At 63.0% G+C, this 19,507-nt stretch carries 15 protein-coding genes; 14 read left to right on the top strand and 1 reads right to left on the bottom strand.

Going from position 1 to position 19,507, the window contains the following annotated elements; all coding sequences use genetic code 11:
• The first annotated feature begins 72 nt into the window (after positions 1-72).
• From D3791_RS07760 to galK, 14 genes are all read left to right on the top strand, one after another.
• Positions 73-1,068, top strand: a complete 996-nt coding sequence (locus tag D3791_RS07760) for a substrate-binding domain-containing protein (protein WP_172511826.1) — start codon at positions 73-75, stop codon at positions 1,066-1,068.
• Positions 1,069-1,142: 74 nt separating this feature from the next.
• Entirely contained in the window at positions 1,143-2,207 is a 1,065-nt protein-coding gene (locus D3791_RS07755) for an ABC transporter permease (protein ID WP_022874608.1), read from the top strand.
• 18 nt (positions 2,208-2,225) lie between these two features.
• Entirely contained in the window at positions 2,226-3,119 is an 894-nt protein-coding gene (locus D3791_RS07750; protein WP_172511825.1) for an ATP-binding cassette domain-containing protein, read from the top strand.
• A gap of 257 nt (positions 3,120-3,376) precedes the next feature.
• A complete protein-coding gene (locus tag D3791_RS07745; RefSeq protein ID WP_172511824.1) occupies positions 3,377-4,852 on the top strand; it encodes a sugar porter family MFS transporter in 1,476 nt (491 codons plus the stop codon).
• Between the two features lie 226 nt (positions 4,853-5,078).
• Positions 5,079-6,140: a LacI family DNA-binding transcriptional regulator gene (locus tag D3791_RS07740; protein WP_022874611.1), complete on the top strand. Its 1,062-nt coding sequence runs from the start codon at positions 5,079-5,081 to the stop codon at positions 6,138-6,140.
• Positions 6,141-6,304: 164 nt separating this feature from the next.
• Positions 6,305-7,918 carry a xylulokinase gene (locus D3791_RS07735; protein WP_172511823.1) on the top strand — a complete coding sequence of 538 codons (1,614 nt, stop codon included), beginning with the start codon at positions 6,305-6,307 and terminating at the stop codon, positions 7,916-7,918.
• A gap of 35 nt (positions 7,919-7,953) precedes the next feature.
• Positions 7,954-8,670 (top strand): L-ribulose-5-phosphate 4-epimerase, encoded by a 717-nt coding sequence (locus D3791_RS07730; RefSeq protein WP_172511822.1) that lies wholly within the window; start codon positions 7,954-7,956, stop codon positions 8,668-8,670.
• 7 nt (positions 8,671-8,677) lie between these two features.
• Complete coding sequence (araA, locus tag D3791_RS07725) at positions 8,678-10,189, top strand: L-arabinose isomerase (protein ID WP_172511821.1); 1,512 nt, start codon at positions 8,678-8,680, stop codon at positions 10,187-10,189.
• Positions 10,190-10,373: 184 nt separating this feature from the next.
• A complete protein-coding gene (chvE, locus tag D3791_RS07720; protein ID WP_172511820.1) occupies positions 10,374-11,543 on the top strand; it encodes a multiple monosaccharide ABC transporter substrate-binding protein in 1,170 nt (389 codons plus the stop codon).
• A 90-nt stretch (positions 11,544-11,633) separates the two neighbouring features.
• Complete coding sequence (mmsA, locus tag D3791_RS07715) at positions 11,634-13,172, top strand: multiple monosaccharide ABC transporter ATP-binding protein (RefSeq protein ID WP_172511819.1); 1,539 nt, start codon at positions 11,634-11,636, stop codon at positions 13,170-13,172.
• On the top strand, positions 13,169-14,350 hold the full coding sequence (mmsB, locus tag D3791_RS07710; protein WP_022874617.1) for a multiple monosaccharide ABC transporter permease: 1,182 nt from the start codon (positions 13,169-13,171) through the stop codon (positions 14,348-14,350). The genes mmsA and mmsB overlap by 4 nt, the downstream gene beginning before the upstream one ends.
• 104 nt (positions 14,351-14,454) lie before the next feature.
• Positions 14,455-15,378 carry an aldose 1-epimerase family protein gene (locus D3791_RS07705; RefSeq protein WP_172511818.1) on the top strand — a complete coding sequence of 308 codons (924 nt, stop codon included), beginning with the start codon at positions 14,455-14,457 and terminating at the stop codon, positions 15,376-15,378.
• Between the two features lie 53 nt (positions 15,379-15,431).
• On the top strand, positions 15,432-16,541 hold the full coding sequence (gene galT, locus D3791_RS07700; RefSeq protein WP_172511817.1) for a galactose-1-phosphate uridylyltransferase: 1,110 nt from the start codon (positions 15,432-15,434) through the stop codon (positions 16,539-16,541).
• A complete protein-coding gene (gene galK, locus D3791_RS07695; RefSeq protein ID WP_172511816.1) occupies positions 16,538-17,734 on the top strand; it encodes a galactokinase in 1,197 nt (398 codons plus the stop codon). Before galT ends, galK begins: the two co-directional genes overlap by 4 nt.
• On the opposite strand, the gene D3791_RS07690 is transcribed toward galK, so the two are convergent.
• Positions 17,731-19,497, bottom strand: coding sequence for a GNAT family N-acetyltransferase (locus tag D3791_RS07690; RefSeq protein ID WP_172511815.1), 1,767 nt, complete (start codon positions 19,495-19,497; stop codon positions 17,731-17,733). The two genes, galK and D3791_RS07690, sit on opposite strands and share 4 nt — an antisense overlap.
• Positions 19,498-19,507 lie beyond the last annotated feature (10 nt).

The following is a 19,507-nucleotide window of genomic DNA, read 5'->3' as shown; positions in this document are numbered from 1 at the left end:
ATAACTCGATCATTCGGCCCGCTCCTGGGGTTAACGGGGTGCGCCGGCGGATTCCTGAAGGGGAAAACAACAATGGGAAAGCCAACTTGGCGCAAACTCGCACTGACACTCGCCATCGTTCCAGCTCTGGGGCTGGCGGCCTGCTCGTCCACCGGCGGACGCGCTCCAGAGCCAGAGGGCAACGGCGGAGGTGGGGCCGTCGCAACTACTGAACGCATCAAAGTCGCAGTCATCACCCACGCAGCCCCCGGAGACACCTTCTGGGATATCATCCGCAAGGGAGCGGAAGAAGCGGCAGCGAAGGACAATGTTGAACTTCAATACCTCAGCGACCCGGATGGCGGCCGCCAGTCCCAGCTCATCGAACAAGCCATTGACCAAGGCGTTGACGGCATCGCCGTAACCCTGGCCAAGCCCGATGCCATGAAGGGCTCGCTGAAAAAAGCTACCGATGCCGGGATTCCCATCGTCAGCCTCAACGCCGGCGAAGATCGGTTCAAGGAGCTCGGCGTTTTCGCCCACTTTGGATCCAATGAACAGCTCGCCGGTGAAGCCGCTGGCGAAAAGCTCAAGGAAGCCGGCTTGAAGAAGCCAATCTGCGTCATCCAGGAACAGGGGCACGTCGGCCTGGAAGCCCGCTGCGCAGGCGTGAAAAAAGTTGTCCCAGACACCGAAGTGCTCTACGTGCAGGGCACCGACATGACCCAGGTCGAGTCCACGGCCACCGCTAAGCTCCAGGCGGATAAGCAAGCCGATGCCATCATCGGTTTGGGTGCTCCGTTCACGATGACCCTGCTGAAAGCAAAGGCCACCGCGAATTCAAAGGTCGAGGTCGCATCCTTCGACATGAACTCGCAGCTGGTTCAAGAGATCACCAAGGGCAATGTCCTCTTCACCGTTGACCAGCAACCGTGGTTGCAGGGCTACATGGCTGTCGATGCTCTCTGGCAGAACTACCGCGGAGGTTTCACCATCGGCGGCGGACAGGCAACCTTGACCGGCCCTGCCATCGTCGACAAGACCGTGGCCGAGAAGATCACCAGTTTCGCAGAAGAAGGCGTCCGCTAGCCACGTCCCGCAGCTCGCGTCCTGCGGGCATCAGATATCTGCAGGACGCGCAGCAAGGACACGGAGGAGAACTCATGTCATCACTAACAGCCTCACCCTCGCATAAGAAAACCACTACCGCCCAAGATGAGCGAGTCGGCAAAAAAAGCACGCTGTCCATTCTCCTGGGCCGGCCGGAAATCGGCGCCCTGGTAGGCGCCGTGGCACTATTCATCTTCTTCGCCATCGTCGCCCCGGTCTTCCTGTCGCCGGCGTCCTTGGCCACGGTCCTCTATGGCGCTTCAACCATCGGGATCATGGCCGTGGGCGTATCCCTGCTGATGATCGGCGGCGAATTCGACCTGTCCACCGGTGTCGCCGTGATCTCCTCGGCCCTGAGCGCCTCGCTGATCTCCTGGTATTTCGGCCTGAACGTCTGGGTCGGCGTGGTCCTCGCGCTGATCGTTTCGCTGCTGATCGGATTCATCAACGGCATCATCCTGATCAAGACCAAACTGCCATCCTTTATCGTCACCCTGGCCAGTTTCCTGATGCTCACTGGTTTGAACCTCGGTTTGACCCGCGCTATCGGCGGTTCGGTGTCCTCGCCATCCATTGCGGATATGGAAGGCTTCCAAAGCGCCAAGGCGATCTTCGCCTCGTCGGTGAACATCGCCGGAATTGATGTGAAGGTGACGGTCTTCATTTGGCTGGCCATGGTCATTATCGCTTCGTGGATCCTGCTGCGAACCAAAATCGGCAACTGGATCTTCGCCATCGGCGGCGACGAAAAGGCCGCCCGCGCCGTGGGCGTGCCGGTAGTGCGTACCAAGATCGGCCTGTTCATGGCCGTCGGATTCTGCGGTTGGGTCCTGGGCATGCACAACCTGTTCGCCTTCGATGCAGTGCAGTCCGGTGAAGGCATCGGCAACGAATTCCTGTACATCATCGCCGCAGTGATTGGCGGCTGCCTGCTCACCGGCGGCTACGGCTCAGCCATTGGCGGTGCCATCGGCGCCTTCATCTTCGGCATGGCTAACAAGGGCATCGTGTACGCCGAATGGAACCCGGACTGGTTCAAGTTCTTCTTGGGCCTGATGCTGCTCCTGGCTACGGTGGTCAACATCGTAGTGAAGAAGCGCGCGGAATCCAGCAAATAGGAAGCCAAGGACAAGATCATGAAAACTCGCAAAAACAAGAAGACCGAAGAGCTGCTGGAAAAGCTCGAGCCGAAGACCAGCGATAACCTGCTGACCCTCAAGGGCGTGGGCAAGCACTACGGAAGCATTATCGCCCTGCGCGGTGTGGACATGGTGGTTGACCCAGGCAAGGTCACCTGCGTCCTGGGTGATAACGGCGCCGGAAAGTCCACGCTGATCAAGATCATCGCGGGCCTGCACCAGCACGATGAAGGCGACTTCACCCTGCATGGCTCGTCCATCAAGCTCAAGAGCCCCCGTGTTGCACTGGATGCCGGCATCGCCGCCGTGTACCAGGACCTGGCCGTGGTTCCGCTGATGCCGATCTGGCGCAACTTCTTCCTCGGCTCGGAACTGACCACCGGAGTGGGCCCGTTCAAGAAGCTTGATGTGCAGAAGATGAAGGACATCACCAAGCAGGAACTCTCGGATATGGGGATTGACCTGCGAGATGTGGAGCAGCCCATTGGCCAGCTCTCCGGTGGCGAGCGGCAGTGCGTGGCGATCGCCCGTGCTGTGTACTTCGGCGCGAAGGTGCTGATCCTCGATGAGCCAACCGCCGCCCTGGGCGTCAAGCAGTCAGGCGTGGTGCTGCGCTACATCCTGCAGGCTCGCGACCGCGGCCTGGGCGTCATCTTCATTACGCACAACCCGCACCACGCGTACCCGGTAGGCGACTCGTTCCTGCTGCTCAAGCGCGGACGGTCCATCGGGTACTACACCAAGTCGGAAATCACTGTCGAAGAGCTGACCGCCCAGATGGCCGGCGGCGCCGAGCTGGCTGAACTGGCCCATGAACTCGAACAGCTCGGCGGGCATGCCGAGGAACGGGCCGAAGCCGAAGCCGGTGCCAGCCCGCAGACAACGGCATAGCAGAACCAATAACAAGGCCTGGGCTTCTTCACCATCGTGAAGAAGCCCAGGCCTTGCTTGCGTCCAGGATCAGAGCGGGCCAGCGAGTTTGGACGGACCTGCGTTCGATGAAACTATTAGGGTTGGGCGAGGTCGGGAAAACCGGGCATCGATCAAGATCGTGGCCAATCCTTCTCGCCCTTGTTGCACCGAGTGACAATGACTGGATCGCTGAAGATCCAGTCGACTCTTTCACCCGGGCCATCCGAAGGAGTTTTATGTCCAGCGCGCAGAATCTTGCGTCCGAATCGAGTTTGCCGCCACTGACTTCAGGTCCGCATTCCAAACGCCTGGGTTTGATCTCGATTGTCGCCTGCTTCGGCGGACTGCTCTTTGGATACGACACCGGGGTTGCCAACGGCGCTGAAGGGCCGATGGCCGCGGAGCTTGGCCTGAATCTCTTGCAGGTCGGTGTGGTGATCAGCTCGCTGGTCTTCGCCGCCGCACTCGGGGCGCTCGTGTCCGGGCAAATCGCCGACTTATGGGGCCGGCGCAAAACCATCGTCGCACTGGCGGTTCTGTTTTTCGTGGGAACAGTGTTCGTGGTTTTCTCGCCCGCGGGTCCAGAGCCGGGAACCTTCTCCCCAGTGGGCTTCGGCGTGCTGGTGGCCGGCCGCATCATGCTTGGTGTGGCGGTGGGAGGCGCATCCACCGTGGTGCCGGTGTACCTTGCGGAACTGGCTCCCCATGAGATCCGCGGTTCCATTACCGGCCGCAACGAAATGGCTATCGTGGCCGGCCAGCTGGCCGCGTTCGTCATGAACGCGATCCTCGGTGCCTGGCTTGGCGGAAGCATGGACGGCGTCTGGCGCATCATGTTCTCCATCTGCGCCTTGCCAGCCCTGGTTCTGTTCTTCGGGATGCTGCGCATGCCCGAATCTCCGCGTTGGCTCGTGGAGAAGGGGCATTACGAGAAGGCCCTTGGCGTGCTCGGAACTGTACGTTCAGCTGATCGGGCGCTCGCCGAAGTGCGCGAAATCCGGGCCATGGCCGAAAAAGAACAGTTGAAGAACAAGCCCGTCGGCATCAAGGCGGTATTGAAAAACAAATGGCTGTTGCGCATTGTTTGCGTGGGCATCGGTGTGGCGACCATGCAGCAGCTGACCGGGATCAACTCGATCATGTACTACGGAACGCGGGTGCTGGAAGAGACTGGCATGACCGCGCAGCAGGCGGTCCTGGCCAATATCGCTTTTGGCGTTGTTGCCGTCATTGGCGGCATCATCGGCTTGCGCAATATGGCCCGCCTTGATCGCCGGACGACCTTCATGATCGGGCTGTCGCTGACCACTATTTGCCATTTGCTGGTGGCTTTTGCCAGCATGCTGCTGCCAGCAGGAAGTGCGCTGCGCCCGGTAGTCATCCTGATCCTTGTGGTGGCCTTTGTTGCCTCGATGCAGACTTTCCTGAGCGTGGCGGTCTGGGTTTGGCTTGCTGAAATCTTCCCTCTGCATATGCGTGGCCTGGGCATCGGCATCTCGGTCTTCTTCGGCTGGGGGACCAATGGCGTGCTGACGCTCTTCTTCCCGTCGTTGGTCTCAGGCGTGGGAATCACCGGCTCCTTCTTCATCTTTGCCGGCGTTGGCGCGGTGGCCTTGTACTTCGTCACTACCCAGGTTCCAGAAACCCGCGGACGGACCCTCGAAGCGTTGGAAGAAGATGTCACGAGCGGCGCGATTTACCACGCCAGATAATTCAGTGAGCGTATCCGAGCTTGCCAATATCGTCCTTTGACCACGATTTGAGAACCAAGATTTTTCTGAAGCCCCGACGTTCGGGAGGCTCGGGGAAAACCCCGCCATCTGGCGGTTGTTGTTGCGTAATTAAACATATGCACCAAATCGCATATGCGTTCGCTGCAGGTGTTTTAGCGCCGTTGTACCCTACGCGACAGTAGTCAAAACGCGGGTCTTTGCAATAATGACCGTTGTGAACATTGCTCAGCCCGGAGAAGGGCGCCCAGGAAACCGACCTCCGTCGATGGCGGATGTGGCGGCCATGGCAGGGGTGTCTCATCAGACGGTCTCCCGTGTGCTGAATGATCATCCGAATGTCCGGTCGGGAACCCGTGACCAGGTGATGGAAGCGATCCGCCAGCTTGGCTATCGCCGCAATCGAGCAGCCCGCACGCTGGCCACTTCGCACTCCAGCACCATCGGCATCTTGACCGTCGGGAGTGAATTCTTCGGACCGCAATCCACCGTGCTCGCCATCGAGGCCGCGGCCCGCGCTCAAGGGTATTTCGTGACCGTCACCGCGCTGGATCGCTACGACGCGCACAGCGCGAGCGAGGCGCTGAGCCACCTCGCCGACCAGGGGATCGACGGGCTAGTCATGGTCGCACCCTTCGAAAAGGTCATCGATGCCCTGGACGATGCCGCACTGACTATTCCGGTGGTAGTCGTGGCTGCCCGCACCAAAGTCCCGGCCTCGGATCCGGCGCATTACGTCTACGTGGACCAGCGTGAAGGCGCGCGCATCGCCACCAACCACCTGCTGGGTTTGGGCCATCGAAATATCGCGCACGTTTCCGGGCCAACCGGCTGGTTCGACGCCACGGAACGCCAGATTGGCTGGCAGGAAGCAATGCTTGCAGCCAAGGCCCCGGTGATCGAAGTGCCTGCGGAATCCTGGCTGGCCCCCAGTGGCCATGAGGCAGGCAAGCGCTTGGTTGAATCGGTGCGATCCGGCGAGGTCACGGCCGTGTTTGCCGCGAATGACTACCTAGCCACCGGCGTATTGCGCGCCTTTTGGGAAGCCGGGTTGGACGTGCCCAACGATGTTTCGGTCATTGGCTTTGATGACCTGCAGATCTCGAATTTCCTGATCCCTTCGCTGACCACAGTGCGCCAGCCGTTCCGCGATGTTGGCCATGCGGCGCTTACCGAATTGCTGGATGGGGCAGCGGCGGACAAGGCGCCGAAGGTGATTGCTCCAACGCTGGTCATCCGGGCAAGCACCGCCCCGCCAAAGTCCCGCTAAGGACCGCTTCGAAGCCAGATAAATGAAATCTGGTGTTGCGCATCACAAAATGTTAGCGCTAACATTGCATCGAGGTTTTGTTCCGCTCTGCGTATTTTTCCCAGGCGCTCAGTGGATAACGATGGCAATGGCGCTGCTCACCGAGCTGTGCGAACGGAGAATTCATGGCAACACAGCTCAACGGGCCGGTAGCCCGCGAGATCATCACCAGCGGTCAAGCCGTGCTGGGCATCGAATTCGGCTCAACGAATATCAAAGCAAGCCTGATTGGCCCAGACCATCAACAGCTGGCCAGCGGCAGCCACGCCTGGGAAAACCAGTACGAAGACAAGAACTGGACCTACTCCCGCGAAGCGATCATCGCCGGCCTGCAGGACTGCATGGCCCAGGTACTGGCAGATGCCCAAGAACGCCACGGGGCCCGCCCAACACGGCTAGGCTCCATCGGGATCTCCGCGATGATGCACGGCTACCTGGCCTTCGACGCCGACGGCGAGCTGCTGGTGCCCTTCCGCACCTGGCGCAATACCTCCACCGCGCAGGCCGCTGCCGAACTCAGCGAAGCATTGGACTTCAACATCCCGCAGCGTTGGTCCGTAGCGCACTACTTCCAAGCTCTGCTCAATGGCGAAGAGCACGTCTCGCAGGTGTCCAGGCTGAACACCTTGGCCGGATTTGTCCATGAACTTCTCACCGGCAATTTTGTGCTCGGCGTCGGGGACGCCGCCGGAATGTTCCCCATCGATTCGGCCACCGGCAGCTACGACGCCCGGATGCTTTCCGCTTTCGACACAGTGGCTGCCCGGCATGGAGTCACCACCGGACTTTCCTCGTTGCTGCCAGCGGCCCTGCCTGCCGGCGCCGATGCCGGAACGCTGAGCGAAGCAGGGGCCTTGCTGCTGGATCCCACCGGCCAGCTTCAGCCCGGCAGCCCGATGTGCCCGCCGGAAGGGGACGCCGGAACCGGCATGGTAGCCACCAATTCGGTAGCCCAGCGCACCGGCAACATCTCCGCCGGCACCTCCATTTTCGCCATGGTGGTACTCGATGCTCCGCTGAAGGAAGTGCACCACGAAATCGACGTGGTCACCACACCCGATGGCCATCCGGTAGCCATGGTCCACTGCAATAACGGCGCCAGCGAATTCGCCGCCTGGGCCCAGGTCTTCGGGCAGTTCGCCCAAGCACTGGGCAGCGAGGCCGACGACAATGCGGTCTTCGAAACCCTGCTGCGCGCGGCGCTGGACGGTGCCGCCGATGGTGCCGGGCTTCTGGCCTACAACAACCTCTCCGGCGAGCCAGTCGCGGACCTTGCCGAAGGCCGCCCAGCGATCCTGCGTACCCCCGACTCCACGCTGAACCTGGCCAACCTCATGCGCGTCCAGGTCTACGCCATCTTCGCCACCCTGAGCCTCGGGCTGCGGGTGCTGGCTGCTGAAGGCGTCGAGGTCAAGCAGATGTTTGCCCATGGCGGCATCTTCCGCACCGCCGGGGTGGCTCAGCGCCTGCTGGCCGCCGCGATCAACACCCCGGTCCTGGTCGGCGACAGCGCCGGGCACGGGGGAGCGTGGGGCATCGCAGTCCTCGCAGCCTACCGCCGCCGGGTCCTCGACGGGCTGGCGCAGTCCCTGCCCGGATTCCTCGACTCCGAGGTCTTCGCTGGCACCGCATTGAATCTCGCGGAGCCGCTGGACGAAGACCGTGCCGGCTTCGAGGCCTACCTGGAAACCTATGAAGCCGGCCTGGCCATCCAGCGCGCGGCCATCACCTCCATCTAGGCATTGCATACAGTTCTGGACGAAAAGAGAAACCGATGAATCAACAACGAACCTTGGAGAGCTACCCGCAATCCATGCGCGATGAAGTTCAGCGGGCCCGCCAAGAAGTTGCCGACCTGCACGCCGAGCTTCCGCGCTACGAACTGGTGGTCTGGACCGCAGGCAACGTCTCCCAGCGGGTGCGCCACCCCGAAGTGGCCGACGGCAGCCAGGATCTCTTCGTGATCAAGCCATCGGGGGTCTCCTACGATGACTTGACCCCGGAATCCATGGTGGTGTGCACCCTTGATGGCCAGCTGCTGGAAGGCGAACATGCGCCTTCTTCGGATACTGCGGCGCATGCGTACACCTACGAGCACATGCCGGAAGTCGGCGGCGTGGTGCACACCCACTCCACCTACGCCACCGCATGGGCGGCACGCGGCGAAGACATCCCCTGCGTGCTGACCATGATGGCCGACGAATTCGGCGGACCGATCCCCATCGGCCCTTTCGCGATCATCGGCGATGACTCCATCGGCCGCGGCATCGTCGCCACGCTGCGCGAATCCCGCAGCCCCGCGGTGCTCATGGCCAACCATGGCCCCTTCACCATCGGCAAGGATGCCCGCGCCGCCGTCAAGGCAGCGGTGATGTGCGAAGAAGTGGCCCGCACCGTGCATATCGCACAACAGCTTGGGGATCCGCAGCCCATCGACCCCACGAAGATCGACTCGCTCTACGAGCGCTACCAGAACGTTTACGGACAGTAAGGACATCATGGCCAAGGCATATAACGATAAAGAAATCTGGTTCTTCACCGGAAGCCAGGACCTCTACGGCGAGGAAACCCTGCGCCAGGTGGCCGAGCAGTCCACCGAGGTGGCCCAGACCCTCGACGCCTCCGCCGAGGTGCCAGCCAAGATCGTCTGGAAGCCGGTGCTCAAGGACTCGGACTCCATCCGCCGCGCCATGCTGGAAGCGAACTCGGATGACAAGGTGCTGGGCGTTATCACCTGGATGCACACCTTCAGCCCGGCCAAGATGTGGATCAACGGACTCAAGGCACTGCAGAAGCCATTGCTGCACCTGCACACCCAGGCCAATGTCGAACTGCCTTGGGATTCCATCGACTTCGACTTCATGAACCTGAACCAGGCCGCCCACGGCGACCGCGAATACGCCTACCTGGCCACCCGCCTGGGCGCAGCCCGCACCACCGTAGTTGGCCACGTATCCAACCCGGTTGTGGCCCGCCGCGTGGGCACCTGGGTCCGCGGCGCCGCCGGCTACAACGCCGTGCAGAACCTGAACCTGGTGCGCTTTGGCGACAATATGCGCAACGTCGCGGTCACCGAGGGAGACAAGACCGAGGCGGAAATCCGCTTTGGCGTATCGGTGAACACCTGGGCAGTCAACGACCTGGCCGAGGCCGTGGAAGCTGTCGCCGAAGCCGACATCGATGCCCTGGTCGCCGAGTACGAGCACGACTACGACGTGGTCGAAGAACTGCGCGCCGGAGGCGAACGCCACGAGTCGCTGCGCTATGCGGCCCGCCAGGAAATCGCTTTGGAAGCATTCCTGGGCGAAGCGAAGGCCATGGCCTTCACCACCAACTTCGAGGATCTGGGCGGCCTGAAGCAGCTTCCGGGCCTTGCCGTGCAGCGCCTGATGGGCAAGGGCTACGGCTTTGGCGCGGAAGGCGACTGGAAGACCGCGGTGCTGGTGCGCGCGGCCAAGGTCATGGGAGAAGGCCTGCCGGGAGGCGCCTCGCTGATGGAGGACTACACCTACGACCTGACCGAGGGCAAAGAGCTGATCCTCGGTGCCCACATGCTGGAGGTCTGCCCGTCGCTGACCACCACCAAGCCGCGGGTGGAGATCCACCCGCTGGGCATCGGCGGCCGCGAGGATCCGGTGCGCATGGTGTTCAACGCCGACGCCGCCGAAGGCGCGGTCGTGGTCTCCATGGCCGATATGCGCGAGCGCTTCCGCCTGACCGCCAATGTGGTCGACGTGGTGACCCCGCCTGCTGATCTGCCGCACCTGCCGGTAGCCCGCGCGGTATGGAGCCCGCGGCCGAACTTCAACGTGTCGGCCGAATCCTGGCTGGCCGCCGGAGGCGCGCACCATACGGTGATGTCCACCGCGGCGGGCATCGAAGCTTTTGAAATCTTCGCCGAGATCGCAGGAACCGAATTGCTGGTCATCGATGAGGAAACCACGCGCCGGAACTTCGCTCAGCAGATCCGCGTGAACCAGAGCTACTACCGGCTGGCTCAGGGTTTCTAGTTCTTAGCCGTTTTCCCGCGGTTTTTTGCGCTGGCGGAGGCCAATCCCAGGCCCTCGCCAGCGCAATGAGTAAGGAATCTTAATTTATCTGCAATTAGGGGTGGCCTAACCCGCTATGTTAGCGCTAACATGGTGTGAGCCCCGTCTCACTCGCAGAGTGTGGCACATTTTCAAGGAGGAAAAGATGGCATGGAATAACTGGACCCGCAAGGCTGCGGCGACTGTTGGTTCCCTCGCATTGGTTACCGCACTGGCAGCCTGCGGCGGCAGCGGCGCAGGTGGCGGTGCAGGCGCTGGCGAAAGCGAATCGAAGGCACCGGAAGACATCCAGGTTGGCGTGGCAATGCCAACCGAGACCTCGGAACGCTGGATCGCTGATGGCAAGGCCGTCAAGTCCCAGCTGGAAGAGGCCGGCTACAGCGTCGACCTGCAGTTCGCGAACGACGACATCCCAACCCAGCAGCAGCAGATCGACCAGATGATCACCAAGGGTGATGACATCCTCGTGGTCGCATCCATCGACGGCACCGCGCTGTCCACCCAGCTGCAGGCAGCAGCCGACGCCGGCATCCCGATCATCTCCTACGACCGCCTGATCAACGGCACCGAGAACGTCGACTTCTACGTCACCTTCGACAACTACAACGTCGGCGTGCAGCAGGCCACCTCGCTGCTGACCGGCCTGGGCCTGTTGGACGCGGATGGCAAGAAGACCGACAAGAAGGGCCCGCTGAACATCGAGCTCTTCGCCGGTTCCATCGATGACAACAACGCGCACTTCTTCTGGAAGGGCGCGATGGATACGCTCAAGCCGTTCCTGGATGACAAGACCCTCGTGGTCAAGTCCGGCCAGACCAACATCGAGCAGGCAGCAACCCTGCGCTGGAGCCAGGAAGAAGCCCAGTCGCGCATGGAGGACTTGATCACCGCCAACTACGCTGGCGGCAAGACCAAGATCGACGGCATCCTCTCGCCATTCGACGGCATCTCCCGCGGCGTGATCACCGCGCTGTCCAACGCCGGCTACGGCAAGTCGATCAAGGACGGACTGCCGATCATCAGCGGCCAGGACGCCGAAATCGCTTCGGTGAAGCTGATTGACGACGGCGTCCAGTACGCCACCATCTTCAAGGACACCCGCAAGCTGGCTACCCAGGCAGTAGAAGCCGTCAAGGCCTACGCCGGCGGCGGCGAGCCGGAAGCCAACGACACCAAGAGCTACGACAACGGCAAGAAGGTCGTCCCATCCTTCCTGCTGGATTCGGACATCGTGGTCAAGGACAACATCAAGTCCCTGCTCGTTGACTCCAAGTACTACACGGCAGAAGAAGTAAAGGCCGGCCGCAGCAAGTAGTCTCCCGCACCCGTGGCTGGCCGCAACATCATGATGTTGCGGCCAGCCACGGGCAGGGTGCTCACCGCACATACCAAGGACGAAAGCACTATGGACACCACCATCCTGCAAATGCAGGAGATCACCAAGACTTTCCCCGGGGTCAAGGCGCTGGACGGCGTCAACCTTTCGGTCCGCAAAGGCGAAATCCACGCCATCTGCGGCGAAAACGGCGCCGGCAAATCCACCCTCATGAAGGTCCTGTCCGGGGTCTACCCGCACGGCAGCTACGAGGGCCAGATCATTTTCGAAGGCGAAGAACTCAAAGCCTCGAATATCAAGGACTCCGAAGCCCAAGGCATCGTGATCATCCACCAGGAACTGGCCTTGGTGCCCTACCTGTCGGTGGCCGAGAACATCTTCCTCGGCAACGAAACCGCGCGCAGCGGCTTCATCGACTGGAACGAAACCAACCACCGCGCCGCCGAGCTGCTCAAACGTGTGGGCCTGGATGAACTGCCGATCACCCCGGTAGGACAGCTGGGCGTCGGCAAGCAGCAGCTGGTGGAAATCGCCAAAGCGCTGAGCAAGAACGTGAAGCTGCTGATCCTGGACGAACCCACCGCGGCGCTGAACGATGATGACTCCGAGCACCTGCTGAACCTGCTGCGCGGACTGCGCGAGCAGGGCATCACCTCGATCATCATTTCGCACAAGCTCGGCGAAATCGAAGATATCGCGAACACCACCACCATCATCCGCGACGGCCAGTCCATCGAAGCTTTGGATATGGCCGATCCGACCTCCAACCAGAACCGCATCATCCGCGGCATGGTCGGCCGCGAACTCTCCTCCCGCTACCCGGAGCGCGAACCGAAGATTGGCGAAGTCGTCTTCGAGATCCGCGACTGGTCCGTCCAGCACCCGGTGCAGCAGGAACGCACCGTGGTGGACAACGCCTCGCTGAACGTGCGCGCTGGCGAAATCGTCGGCATCGCAGGTCTTATGGGCGCCGGGCGCACCGAACTGGCGATGAGCGTCTTCGGGCACAGCTACGGCCGGAATATCACCGGCAGCGTGCTCATGGGCGGCAAGCAGGTGGATACCTCCACCGTGGGCAAGGCCATCAAGGCCGGCATCGCCTACGTCTCGGAGGACCGCAAGAAGTTCGGGCTGAACCTGATCGAGGATATCCGCGTGAATACCACCGCGGCCGGCTTGGGGAAGATCTCCTCCAACGGCTTCGTGAACTCCAACCGCGAAATCCAGATCGCCGAGCACTACCGCAAGTCCATGCGCATCAAGACCCCCAACGTCATGGCCAAGGTCGGCAACCTCTCCGGCGGAAACCAGCAGAAAGTGGTGCTGGGCAAATGGCTGCACACCGCCCCTGAGCTGCTGATCCTCGACGAGCCCACCCGCGGCATCGACGTCGGTGCCAAATACGAGATCTACACGATCATCAACGAGCTGGCCGCCTCCGGCAAGGCGGTCCTGGTGATCTCCTCCGAACTGCCCGAGCTGCTGGGCATCTGCGACCGCATCTACACCCTGGCCTATGGCCGGATGACCGGCGAACTGCCGGTGGCCGAAGCCAACCAGGAACGCCTCATGGAACTCATGACCATCGAGAAGGAAAGCACCCGATGACCATCACAACCGAGTTGAAGGATATCTTCACCAAGAACTTGCGCACCTCAGGCATCTACATTGCCTTCGTGCTCATCGTGGTGCTCTTCAGCATCCTGACCAACGGGCTGCTCTTGAGCCCCACCAACATCACCAATATCGTCCTGCAGTACTCCTACGTGCTGATCCTGGCCCTGGGCATGATCATCGTGATCGTCGCCGGGCACATCGACCTCTCGGTCGGCTCGCTGGTGGCACTGACCGGCGCGGTCTCCGCGGTGCTGGTGATCAAGAACGACATGCCTTGGTGGGTCGGCATGCTTGCCGGCATCGCCGTGGGCGCGATCTGCGGTTTGTGGCAGGGCTTCTGGGTGGCCTATGTGGGCATCCCGGCCTTCATCGTGACCCTGGCCGGCATGCTGCTCTTCCGCGGCTTGACCTACGAAGTGCTCAACAACGTTTCGCTCTCGCCATTCCCTGGCGAATACGGCCAGATTGCCGGCGGCTTCCTCAACGGCCTGCTCGGCGGCTACGGCTTTGACACCTTCACCCTGGTGATCGGCGTGATCGCCGTTGTCGGACTGGTCTACTCGCAGTGGCGCAACCGCGCTGGCCGCGCCAAGTACGGTCAGAGCGTTGAATCCATGGCGATGTTCCTGGTCAAGAACCTGATCATTGCCGTGATCATCCTCTGGTTCTTCTGGCAGATCGCCACCAGCCGCGGCATGCCGATCGTGCTGATCATCCTGGCCGTGCTGATCCTGGGCTACCACGTATTGACCACCCGCACGGTCTTCGGCCGCCACGTCTACGCCATCGGCGGCAACCTCTCGGCGGCCAAGCTTTCGGGCGTGAACGTCAAGAAGATCAACCTGTGGATCTTCATCAACATGGGCCTGCTCTCGGGCGTGGCCGGCGTGGTCTTCTCCTCGCGTTCCAATGGCGCCCAGCCCGGCGCCGGCAACATGTTCGAGCTGGACGCCATCGCGGCCTGCTTCATCGGCGGCGCGTCGACCACCGGCGGTGTGGGCCGTGTGACCGGCGCCATTGTCGGCGGCCTGGTGATGGCGGTACTTTCCAATGGAATGCAGCTGATGGGCGTGGGCGCTTCCACCCAGCAGATCGTCAAGGGTATCGTGCTGCTGTTGGCAGTGGCCTTCGACATCTACAACAAGCGCCGCGCAGGCGCCGGCAGCTAAGCCGCACGCGCGTCAAGCATGGCTGGGCCCTTCCGCACCGGTGTGCGGAGGGGCCCAGCCTGTGCCACCAGCCCCGGCACCGAACCAGCACAGAAAAAGGAACCATGCGCAGCACCGCCAACGGCCAGATCGTAACCCTCACCGCCCACGGTTTCCGAGCCGAACTAGCCACCGTCGGCGCCACCCTGGTCAGCCTCGAATACCAGGGCCGGCCGCTGGTCAGGGCCTTCGACCCGCAGCAGCCCCGCCCGGTCTACTCCGGAGCCATCCTCGCACCCTGGCCCAACCGCGTCACCGACGGCAGCTACACCTGGGACTCGGTGCCGCAGCAGCTGCCGATCACCGAACCCGAACGCGGCCACGCCCTGCACGGGCTGGTGGTGGACACAGACTTCACCCTCGCCGGGCGCACCGAAGACTCCGCGCAGCTGCGCACCACCATCACCCCGAGCCCGGGCTACCCCTTCGAAGTGGAACTGGTGATCAGCTACCAGCTGGAAGCCGGCGGGCTGCGCACCACCGCCACCGCCACCAACCTCGGAACCGAAGCAGCGCCCTTCGGCTGGGGCTCGCACGCCTACCTGGTCGCCCCCGGCGACAAGGTGGACAACTGGATTCTGGGCCTGCCCGCCGCGCAGGTCCAGCTCACCGAAGGCCAGCGGCTGCTGCCCAAGGACGTGGTGGCCGTGGCCGGCACCGAACTGGACTTCCGCGAGCCGAAGAAGCTGGGCACTACCTTCATCGACCACGCCTATACCGCGCTGGACTTCGAGGGCGGGAAGCTGGCCCGCGCGATCCTCACCGATGAGCAGGGCACCGGTTCGCAGATGACCTGGGAGCAGGCCTGCGGCTGGGTGCAGGTGCATACCGCAGACCAGGAAGATCCGGCGCTGGACCGCACCGGCCTGGCCATTGAGCCGATGACCTGCCCGCCGGGAGCCTTCAACTCCGGCGAGGACGTAATCCGGTTGGAGCCAGCCGGCACCCACCAAGCCAGCTGGCTGATCGGCCCGGTTCAGGGCGGCTGAGCCAGCCCGAGAGATCCACCCCAATAACTGACGAAGTATCTGGAGACATTGCCATGCCGCAGGGCAACGCAGCACATGAAACAACCCACCGGGTGCACCACCTCGCCGATGGCCGCGAAGCGATCTTCTTCGCCGATGCCTCCGGCAGCGTCCCCGAGGAAGTGCACGACACCCGGGCCCTGGACCCGCGCGGCGAGCCAGGGGAACTGCGCTATGACCGGCTGACCGGCGACTGGGTCGCGGTGGCGGCCCATCGCCAGTCGCGCACCTACCTCCCGCCCAAGGACCAGTGCCCGCTGTGCCCCAGCACGGGCGGGCGACACAGCGAAATCCCGGCCGAGGACTTCAACGTGGTGGTCTTCGAAAACCGCTTCCCCTCCCTGGGCCCGGCGCTGGGACGCATCCCGGCGGCCGCAATCGGCCAGGTGCCCGCTCCGGCCTATGGCCGCTGCGAAGTCGTGGTCTTCACCCCGGACCATGCAGGATCCTTCGCGTCGCTGGATGATGAGCGCGCCCGCACCGTCGTCCAGGCCTGGGCCCAGCGCACTGAGGAGCTCTCCGCCATGGAAGGCATCGCCCAGGTCTTCCCCTTCGAAAACCGCGGGCAGGATATCGGCGTCACCTTGCACCACCCCCACGGCCAGATCTACGCCTACCCGTACCTGACACCCACCGCGCGCAAGATGGCCGATCAAGCCGTCAAGCATCTGGAGGACACCGGCCGGACCCTGATGGGCGACATCCTCGAATTCGAGCAGGCCGAGGGCACGCGCATGGTGGCCCAGGGCGAGCATTTCTCCGTCTTCGTTCCCTACGCGGCACGCTGGCCTTTGGAAGCGCACCTGGTTCCGCACCGCCACGTGCCGGACTTCGCGGCGCTGGATAACGAGGAAAGAGGCGAACTGGCGGTCATGTACCGGGACCTTTTGCGGCGTTTCGATGCGCTGTACCAGACCCCGACCCCGTACATCGCCGCCTGGCACCAGGCTCCGATCGCCGCCAGGGAACGCGCGGCCTCGCGCCTGCACCTGCAGCTGACCAGCCCGCGCCGCGCCGCCGACAAGCTCAAATTCCTCGCCGGCTCCGAAGCGGCCATGGGCGCTTTTATCAATGACATTCCCGCCGAAACCACGGCAGCAAGATTGCGTGAGGTCAGCCTGTGAGCATCAGCGACAGCAAGGAGAACGCGGCCCGCGTCAGCGCGCTGCGTGAAGGATTCACCAAGACCTTCGGGCACCACCCCGAAGGCATCTGGCGCGCGCCAGGGCGCGTGAACCTGATCGGCGAGCACACCGACTACAACATGGGCTATGTCCTGCCCTTCGCCATCGACAAGAACGCGCTGGTCGCCATCCGCCGCAAGTCGCAGCTGGAGCCGGAGAGCACCACGCTGGATTTCGCCTCCACCTATGGGGGCGCGGACTCGAACCCGGTCACCTCGATTACCATCGACGAGCTGGTGCCCAAGGCCGTCCCCGGTTGGGCCGCCTATCCGGCCGCGGTGGTCTGGGCGCTGAACGAGCTGGACGGGGTGCAGCTCTCCGGCTTCGAGCTGCTGGTGGATTCTGATGTTCCGGTGGGCTCTGGCCTGTCCTCATCCCATGCGCTGGAAGTCGGAACCATCGTTGCCCTCAACGACCTCTATGACCTCGGGCTTTCGCACACCCGGATGGCGCAGCTGACCCAGCGGGCGGAGAACGAGTTTGTCGGTGCTCCGACCGGAATCATGGACCAGAGCGCCTCGTTGATGTCCCAAGCGCAGCATGCGCTGTTCTTGGATTGCCGTTCCATGGAAGCGGCGACCGTGCCCCTGCCGCTGGCCGAACATGATGCTGTGGTGCTGGTGATTGACACCCGGGTGGAGCATTCGCATGTGGATGGCGGCTACGCCGCGCGCCGGCGCAGCTGCGAGCAGGCCTGCGAAGTCCTGGGGGTCGACGCACTGCGCGATGTGGCCAGCGTTGATGCCCTTGAAGCCATCGACGATCCGGTCATCAAGCGCCGGGCAAAGCATATTGTCACCGAGAACCAGCGCGTACTGCAGACCGTGAAGGTCCTTGGCGAGGGAGATCTCGACGCGGTCGGCGAGCTCTTGTACCAGTCCCACGTCTCAATGCGCGATGACTACGAGATCTCCAGCGAAGAACTCGACGCCGCGGTGGAAGCGGCGCTGGCTGCCGGGGCGATTGGCGCGAGGATGACCGGTGGCGGCTTTGGCGGCAGCGCCATCGCGTTGATCCATCGCGAACAGGTGGAGCCGGTCAGCCAAGCGGTGCTGGAGGCCTTCGAGCAGGCCGGCTATGTGCAGCCGAATATCTTCACCGTGGCTGCCGACGAGGGCGCGGGCCGGGCCTAGAGCTGCAGCTTGAGCCCGACGTGGCTCTTCTCGTAGCCCAGCCGCGCATAGAACTCGTGGGCCCTGAGCCTGGAGGTGTCGGTCGTGAGCTGGGCCAGCCGGGCGCCGCGGGCCCGGCCATGCGCGTGCGCCCATTCGAGCATCGCCCGGCCAACACCATGGGACCTTTCGCTGGCGGCCACCCGCACTCCCTCGATCTGCAAGCGCGTGGTGCCCTTGCGGGACAGCCCGGGAATGATCGACAGCTGCATGGTTCCGACGACGGCATCTTCCTCGTCGCGCACCACCGCAAGATAGTTGGACCAGTCGCGGCTGAGCTTGTCGAAGGCCCGCTCGTAGGCCACCAACTCGTCGCCTTCGCGCGATGCCCCCAGCTCGTCATCGGACAAGAGTGCGACAATGGCTGGTACGTCGGAGCGTTCGGCACGCTGCACCCGGTATCGACGCTCGCCGAGCCGGAGCAGCCCGCCTACCGAAGCGCGGGCCTGGGCGCGGAGCTTGAGGATCAGCGCATCCAGCCAGCCTCCCACATGTTCACGGCCCTCAGGGGTATCGGGGTAGCGGCAGCGCAGGTGCAGCCCGGCATCGTCGAGGATGAACCACAGCATGACCCCGTCGGTGCGGATGGTCGCGCCAATATATTGGGCTTCGAGCCCGATGGAATCCACGCGGACCGGAAGCCTGCGTAGATCAAGCCAGGAAATGGCGAACATGCCCGGCGCTTCGGGCATTCCGCCCCAGGGATCGAGGATTTCTTCCAGCGGCCACGAACCGAGCCGCACCGCTTCCTTGACCGCTGCCGCGCAGGCCGTGGGAGCCGGATCTGCGGATTCGATGACGGAGTTGGTGATGAACCAGCCGACCGAGTCATCCCACTGGTGGTCATAGCGGCTGTGCACCGGGAAGACAGCACGCAGCGGGGCTTGTGCCAGGTCCAAAGTCACTGAGGTCATCGCGGAGATGACGGCAGTCAGTGTGGACACCGAATCCTCTTTGGCTTGGGCTGCGAAGGCGGCGCTGTCATCAACGTCCAGGACATCTCGTACTTCGACTCGTTCGGCGTGGGGCACCGGTTCACCCAGCGGCAGCGGGAAGCGGGGCATGACCGAGCCGCTGGCGTCGAGTACTTCAGCCCATCGCTGGTGCACCTCGCGCGGGGCGCGCTCCCGTTCCGCCAAGGCCCGGGTGTGCTCGGTGAAACTGGCGGCGGTCAGTGGCTGCGGGACGACATCATCATCGGATAGTCCCAGTGATCGCAGCAGGTCCCGCACGACGACCAGCATGGACCACATGTCCACGTGCGAATGGTCCGAAGCGATAACCACGGTTGATTCCAAGGCGGTCTCAAGCAGACACAACCGGTGGGATGGGGCGTTGAAGGGGGAGCAAGCCTTATCAAAAACATCGCGCAGCGCGTCGTTCATGGACTGTCCGCTGGCTACGGGGTGCTGGACCCAGGCCCCTGGTGCCACGGCGATCTCTTCAAGGCGCAGCTCGCCGTGCTCATCCTGGCTGAAGGCGGAACACAGGGTTCCGTGGCGGTTGATGACTTCCAGCCATGCGCTGGCTAGGACATCGAGCTGAACCTTGGCGGGCAATCTGAAGCTGATGGCCATCCAGGATCCGGGGCGTTGGCCCAGGGAGACGTGGCGTCGCTGGTCGAAGGAAATGGGCAGTTCAACTCCGGTGCGCTGAACAGCGACGTCATATCCGTGCAACTTTCCAAAGGGCAGCCGTAACTGTGCAACGTTCGTCAGTCTCATGGCGTTATCC

Source organism: Glutamicibacter mishrai (assembly GCF_012221945.1).
Classification (GTDB): Bacteria; Actinomycetota; Actinomycetes; order Actinomycetales; family Micrococcaceae; genus Glutamicibacter; species Glutamicibacter mishrai.
This window is presented reverse-complemented; position numbering and strand designations above follow the sequence as displayed.

Coding starts and splice junctions, on each gene's coding strand:
- D3791_RS07690 (WP_172511815.1), bottom strand. CDS start 19,497: ATGAGACTGACGAACGTTGCACAGTTACGGCTGCCCTTTGGAAAGTTG.
- galT (WP_172511817.1), top strand. CDS start 15,432: ATGCCGCAGGGCAACGCAGCACATGAAACAACCCACCGGGTGCACCAC.
- D3791_RS07730 (WP_172511822.1), top strand. CDS start 7,954: ATGAATCAACAACGAACCTTGGAGAGCTACCCGCAATCCATGCGCGAT.
- D3791_RS07735 (WP_172511823.1), top strand. CDS start 6,305: ATGGCAACACAGCTCAACGGGCCGGTAGCCCGCGAGATCATCACCAGC.
- D3791_RS07705 (WP_172511818.1), top strand. CDS start 14,455: ATGCGCAGCACCGCCAACGGCCAGATCGTAACCCTCACCGCCCACGGT.
- D3791_RS07755 (WP_022874608.1), top strand. CDS start 1,143: ATGTCATCACTAACAGCCTCACCCTCGCATAAGAAAACCACTACCGCC.
- araA (WP_172511821.1), top strand. CDS start 8,678: ATGGCCAAGGCATATAACGATAAAGAAATCTGGTTCTTCACCGGAAGC.
- D3791_RS07745 (WP_172511824.1), top strand. CDS start 3,377: ATGTCCAGCGCGCAGAATCTTGCGTCCGAATCGAGTTTGCCGCCACTG.
- mmsB (WP_022874617.1), top strand. CDS start 13,169: ATGACCATCACAACCGAGTTGAAGGATATCTTCACCAAGAACTTGCGC.
- mmsA (WP_172511819.1), top strand. CDS start 11,634: ATGGACACCACCATCCTGCAAATGCAGGAGATCACCAAGACTTTCCCC.
- D3791_RS07740 (WP_022874611.1), top strand. CDS start 5,079: ATGACCGTTGTGAACATTGCTCAGCCCGGAGAAGGGCGCCCAGGAAAC.
- D3791_RS07760 (WP_172511826.1), top strand. CDS start 73: ATGGGAAAGCCAACTTGGCGCAAACTCGCACTGACACTCGCCATCGTT.
- D3791_RS07750 (WP_172511825.1), top strand. CDS start 2,226: ATGAAAACTCGCAAAAACAAGAAGACCGAAGAGCTGCTGGAAAAGCTC.
- chvE (WP_172511820.1), top strand. CDS start 10,374: ATGGCATGGAATAACTGGACCCGCAAGGCTGCGGCGACTGTTGGTTCC.